The sequence below is a fragment of the uncultured Brachyspira sp. genome, from assembly GCF_949287625.1.
GTDB lineage: Bacteria > Spirochaetota > Brachyspiria > Brachyspirales > Brachyspiraceae > Brachyspira.
This window is the reverse complement of record NZ_CASEGO010000150.1, coordinates 1-5,370: the sequence shown is the minus strand read 5'-3', so window position 1 is coordinate 5,370 and position 5,370 is coordinate 1. Positions and strand designations below refer to the sequence as shown.

Here is a 5,370-nt window from a genome sequence, read left to right as displayed (position 1 = left end):
AGCGGAAGAAATGCATTTTTCTGGGCGGCTGCTTTAGATGAACTTGAAATGCTAAAACTATTTGAAAAATATAATCCTGATTTTAATACTGTAGATAATGAAGGGATAACAACATTAATGTTTTCTGTTCAAACTGATAAAGTAAATATAATAGATATATGTTTATCTCAAAAAAAAGACCTTAATATAAAAGATACTGAAGGAAAAACAGCTTTATTTCATACAATATCATCTTTCGGTATTTTAGAAAATGTTAAGACAATGACAGAAAATATGTTTGGAGATTATGCCAAAACAGACTATGTAAAAAATTATATGAGTCAGAAGAAAATAGAAGATACAGATACCGCTATAGACTTATAAAGTTATTGTCAGATAATGGTGCAGATATTAATGTACAAGATAATAGAGGAAATACTTTATTAATGTATGCTATAGCACTTTGTAATGAGCCTCTTATAAATGATATATTAAAATTAAATCATGATGTGAATATAAAAAATAAAGAAGGTAAAACATCTAATGATATAGAAAAGGAATACGGTTATAAAATAGTAAATGTTTTATAAATTTGTAAGATTTATGTTTTAATTTGTATATATAAACTAAATAAAAAACTTGTGAGTGTAGTAACGAATAGTTTTTTTATATATAATAAAAAAGCGAGCCTGCCGTAAGCAAGGTATATTTGGTAAGCAGTCAGTAACTTTAGTTGCTGACTTATTGTAGCGGCGTCTTGCTTCGCAATGAGCACTTCGTCGCGAGAATAACAATAACAAGTGAGCCGAAGCCAGCTAGTGAGTTTACTCACTAGCTTATTTAAGGCGTAGGCGAGCATAACAATAATAGGAGTTATTAGAATGAAAAAAATTATTTTATTTCTTTTAAGCGTTAATTTTTTATGGGCATTTCCGCCTACTATTCCGTATTTCGATAAACTTTTAAGTGATAATGGTAAAATAACAAAATACACGCTTAGAGCTTCCAATGTACAAAATAATATGGTTTATTTTGACGGAGAGATTACATTAACGGGAGTGCTTGAAAGATCTGATAATGAAGATATTGATATTATTTATAGTGCTTTAAGATTTTTTCCAGACGATAATATTGACTTGCCTTTTTTATTTAGTACATATTACATAGAGGATTTAGATGATTATAAAGAATTTGAAAGATTAGAATTCGGAGTTTTATTAGAAGATATTAAAGTAAAATTACCAGAACCTTTAAATAAAAGATTTTTAGGCGTATCAGCTGTAAGGGCAGAAATAACAATAAGCAACTATCATTTTTATGGAGAAGGCGAAGCTGGGAGAGAGGCTTATGGAGATATTGTAAGTTTTAAGGCTTTAGGAAATATACAAACAAAGTATTTTACTAAAAATAATTATAATAACTACCTGTATTATACTAAACTTGAATATAATTCTAAAGACAATTACATAAATATAAGGGATAATGCAAATGGAAAAATAAATAGGTAAGATTTTGAAAAGTGATATGATTAATAATGATGCACTTTTATTGTATATTAATGGAGACGGTGATGAAGGTATAAATTATGAAAATTTTGAAAAAAAGTGGTTTGAAGTATTTTATCTTCCTCCAGATGCTGAAGACGGAAAAGATGCAATTCATGGCTTTGTACATGGTTCTCAGATAAAATTTAAGCAATAAGTTTTATTTATTCACTGCTTTAATGCTGATGTAATTCGTTTGAGCATAACAATAACAAGTGAGCCGAAGCCAGCTAGTGAGCTTACTTACTAGCTTATTTAAGGCGTAGGCGAGCATAACATTAACAAGGAGCCGAAGCCAGCTTTGGAGCTTTTACTTTCTATTATGACTTGTAATCTTTATACAATATATTGGGTATAATAAATACGGAAATATTATTCATAAATATTTGCTTTTGTTACAGGAACACTTGTAAGCGGTATGGCTTTAGCTTATAATGATTTCAGCTTTATTGATTTAATTGATAATCCTGAAGCATTATTAATATTTTTTTGGTACTATATTGGTTAGTTTTATTATTCTTTTTGTAATTACCTACTCTTTGCTTATTCCAGACATAATTATGCAGAAAAAATTAAACTCTATATGGGAAAAAATTAGAATTAAAAATAATATAGTTAAATGATAAAATATTTAAATAATATTAATTTGAATTACTTAAAATAGTTTTTATAAAATGTTTTAATTGATTATTAAATTTGATATAAAAAATCTTTTAAAAGTAATGCAGATAATATATTTTTATCTTTGTATGTTTCAGTTATGTATTTATGTATTTTATTATTACTTTTACCATATAATACTCCATCTAGTATAGCTATTGTTACTGCATTTTTTACTTTTGAATTTAATGTAAGCATTGCATCTTCAAATTGTGCATTTTGATATCCGCCAAAATCTGTCAAAAATTTTGCTTCACCTATAATATACTTCCCATTAAATCTAGCTATAAAATCTAATCCTTTATTTCTTTTGTATCCAAACATTTCTTCAGCAAATTTAATTGTATCACTTTCACTGCATTTTAATATTGCATTTTTGTTATCACTCATAAATTTGTTAATATCGACAGGTAATATTCCAAGAACTTTTTTATCTATCCAATTTTTAAACATATTGCCCATTTGTCTATTAGATTCTTTTGGTTCTGTTATTTTCTCCATAAATTTATCCCAACCCATTTCATATAATGTACCGGATATACGATTTATGGTTTGAGGATTTTTGTCTATTGATTCTGGAAATTTTTTTAAGTATGCTGTATATGAATCTTTTATTGGAAATAATTCTAGTTTTAATGCTTCTTTTATTAAATTATAATTGTCTTGATTATTATAATACTTTTTTAATTTATATATAGTATTATTATCAATGTTTCTTCTAATATTAGAAAATATGGGATAGACATTAAAAAGCCTATCTAAATAATCATAATTATTTGTTAAATCTATACTATTTTTTAAAAATTCAAACATTAGAATGCTCCTTACAAGAAATAAATTTATATGATTGAAATAAATCTATATCTAACTTTTTTTTAATATTATTTATAGATATTTCTGATTTATCTATTCCTATCCATCTTCTATTTAATTTTTCTGCTTCAAATAATGTTACACCAGAACCAGCGAATGCATCTAATACTATAGAGTTTTCATTTGATGAATTTTTAATTATTAATTCTAAAAGTTTATTATTTTTTTGAGTTGGATAGCTTGGATTTTGAGGATCTTTGAATGTCCAAATATCTTGTATTTTTTTATAGTTTTTATCTTCCTTGTAAACTTTTAATCTCATATTTCCATTTTTAGAAACTTCTATTAGATCTTGATTATATAATTCTTCTAATTTTTTAGGAGAATATCTCCAATGTCTTCCTAGTTGGAGGCAATTGCCCCATAAAATAGCCATTAGTTTCACCATTTTTAGTTTCACCAGGAGCATGTATTGGAACAGTTGTATAATTTCTTCCATATGAATCTATTTTAGTAAATCTATTATTTAATTCTTCATCTGATACTTCTTCTTCTATATTATTCCATATATAATTATTACTTTTTGTAAAAAAAAGTATATGATCTTTTATATTGCCATAATTATTTCTTTTAAAGTTTTTTGGATTACATTTTATCCTTATAATATCTGATTTAAAATTATCTATACCAAATATTTTATCTAACATTATTTTTACATAGTGAACTTTACTATCGTCTATATGATAGTAAAAAGAGCCATTATCAGATAATAGTTCATACATAATTTTTATTCTCATTTCCATATATGAAATATATTCTTCTAATGTGAATTTATCCGAATATGCTATTTCAGATTTTTTTAAACTAGAACTTATTGTTCTAACTCTATCATTAGACCATAAAAAATCATTTCCTGTAGCAAAAGGAGGATCTATATAAATTAAATCTATTTTATTTGATGAATTATAATATGTTTTTAGTATATTTAAAACATCAAGATTGTCTCCAAAAAAAAGTATGTTACTATCCATTAATAAACCTTCTATGTTCTCAGAATTTAAAAATATATTATATAATAACATATTTTACTAAAAAAAATATAATTTTTATTGCTTGAATTCATACATTTATATGCTATAGTTTAACTCATCAATATATGAATTTAAAATAATGGAAAATAACTTGAATATAAAAACTCAAAACAAAAAAATAGAACTTCTCGCACCTGTTGGAGATGAAAGAGCTTTGAAGGCTGCTGTTAATGCTGGGGCTGATGCTGTGTATTTTGGTACTAGAAGTTTTAATGCCAGAGTTGGTGCTGCTGAAAACTTTGATGAAAAAGCACTTGAAAAGAATATAAGATTTGCTAAATTAAGAGATGTGAATGTTTATATAACGGTTAATACTTTAGTTTATAATGATGAAATTGATAAAGTGTTTCCTCTTATAAAAAGCGTTTATAATATTGGAGCTGATGCTATTATAGTGCAGGACTTGGGTATTATTGATATAGTAAGAAATAATTTAAATATTGCCATGCATGCAAGTACACAGATGTCTTGTAATAATTTAGACAGTGTAAAACTCCTTAAAAGTATTGGTATTGATAGGGTGGTTTTAGCCCGAGAGATGAGTTTAGATAATATAAAATATATTAGAGATAATACTGATATAGAGCTTGAAACTTTTGTGCATGGAGCTTTATGCGTAAGTTTTTCAGGTCAATGTGCTTATTCATATCTGCATGGAGGAAGAAGTGCCAACAGAGGGGCATGTGCACAGCCTTGCAGAATGGAGTACAAAGGAGGTAAAACTAATTATCCTTTAAGTACAAAAGATTTGATGACTATTGATATAATTCCAAATCTCCTTGAAAGCGGTATCACTTCTTTTAAAATTGAAGGACGTGCTAAAAGAAGCGAATATGCAGCAATTACAACTTCTATATATAGGCATGCTATTGATTTGGCTTTAGAAAATAAGGATATACCAATTGAGAAGTACAGAGAAAGTTTGATGAAGATTTTTAACAGAGGAGGTTTTTCTCAAGGTTATTATTATAATTCAAAGGACATTTTTGAAAATTATAAACCAAGCCATGACGGAGAATATATAGGAGAAGTTACTGCTTACAAGAAAAATAAGATATATATAAAGTCAGAGAAAGAATTAAATGTTTATGACGGGCTTTCATTTGGTGAGAGCGGAACAGTTGGAATGCAGATTTCTGATTTGTATAAAGATAATGAGAGGGTAAAAAGGGCTAAGGGAATTTTAAGTTTTTCTGCTGTTATAAAAAATGTCAATGTTGGGGATAAAGTTTATAGAACTACAGATAAACTTCAGATTGATGAGGCTAACAAAATAATTGAAA

Annotated in this window: 4 protein-coding genes and 3 pseudogenes; 4 read left to right on the top strand and 3 right to left on the bottom strand. The window is 26.7% G+C overall.

Annotated features, from left to right (window positions below):
- The 3 pseudogenes from Q1X91_RS14790 to Q1X91_RS14780 all read left to right on the top strand — a co-directional run.
- A pseudogene (locus Q1X91_RS14790) lies at positions 1–569 on the top strand (ankyrin repeat domain-containing protein); the annotation flags it as partial.
- A gap of 291 nt (positions 570–860) precedes the next feature.
- Positions 861–1,680: pseudogene (locus tag Q1X91_RS14785) on the top strand (hypothetical protein).
- 126 nt (positions 1,681–1,806) lie between these two features.
- Positions 1,807–2,146 (top strand): annotated as a pseudogene (locus Q1X91_RS14780) (hypothetical protein); the annotation flags it as partial.
- 67 nt (positions 2,147–2,213) lie between these two features.
- On the opposite strand, the gene Q1X91_RS14775 reads toward Q1X91_RS14780, so the two are convergent.
- Genes Q1X91_RS14775 through Q1X91_RS14765 form a run of 3 tightly spaced genes read right to left on the bottom strand, consistent with a single transcriptional unit; the run spans position 2,214 to position 4,027 of the window.
- Entirely contained in the window at positions 2,214–2,996 is a 783-nt protein-coding gene (locus Q1X91_RS14775) for a hypothetical protein (protein WP_300759240.1), read from the bottom strand.
- Positions 2,989–3,432 (bottom strand): site-specific DNA-methyltransferase, encoded by a 444-nt coding sequence (locus Q1X91_RS14770; protein WP_300759236.1) that lies wholly within the window; start codon positions 3,430–3,432, stop codon positions 2,989–2,991. The genes Q1X91_RS14775 and Q1X91_RS14770 overlap by 8 nt, the downstream gene beginning before the upstream one ends.
- A complete protein-coding gene (locus tag Q1X91_RS14765) occupies positions 3,374–4,027 on the bottom strand; it encodes a site-specific DNA-methyltransferase (RefSeq protein WP_300759234.1) in 654 nt (217 codons plus the stop codon). The genes Q1X91_RS14770 and Q1X91_RS14765 overlap by 59 nt, the downstream gene beginning before the upstream one ends.
- 139 nt (positions 4,028–4,166) lie before the next feature.
- Between Q1X91_RS14765 and Q1X91_RS14760 the strand changes: the two genes are divergently transcribed.
- A partial coding sequence (locus Q1X91_RS14760) for a peptidase U32 family protein (protein WP_300759232.1) occupies positions 4,167–5,370 on the top strand: 1,204 nt, incomplete at its 3' end.

What these genes read in the sequence shown, in the direction of transcription:
- Q1X91_RS14775 (WP_300759240.1), bottom strand. Translation starts at nt 2,996, where the DNA reads ATGTTTGAATTTTTAAAAAATAGTATAGATTTAACAAATAATTATGAT.
- Q1X91_RS14765 (WP_300759234.1), bottom strand. Translation starts at nt 4,027, where the DNA reads ATGGATAGTAACATACTTTTTTTTGGAGACAATCTTGATGTTTTAAAT.
- Q1X91_RS14770 (WP_300759236.1), bottom strand. Translation starts at nt 3,432, where the DNA reads ATGGCTATTTTATGGGGCAATTGCCTCCAACTAGGAAGACATTGGAGA.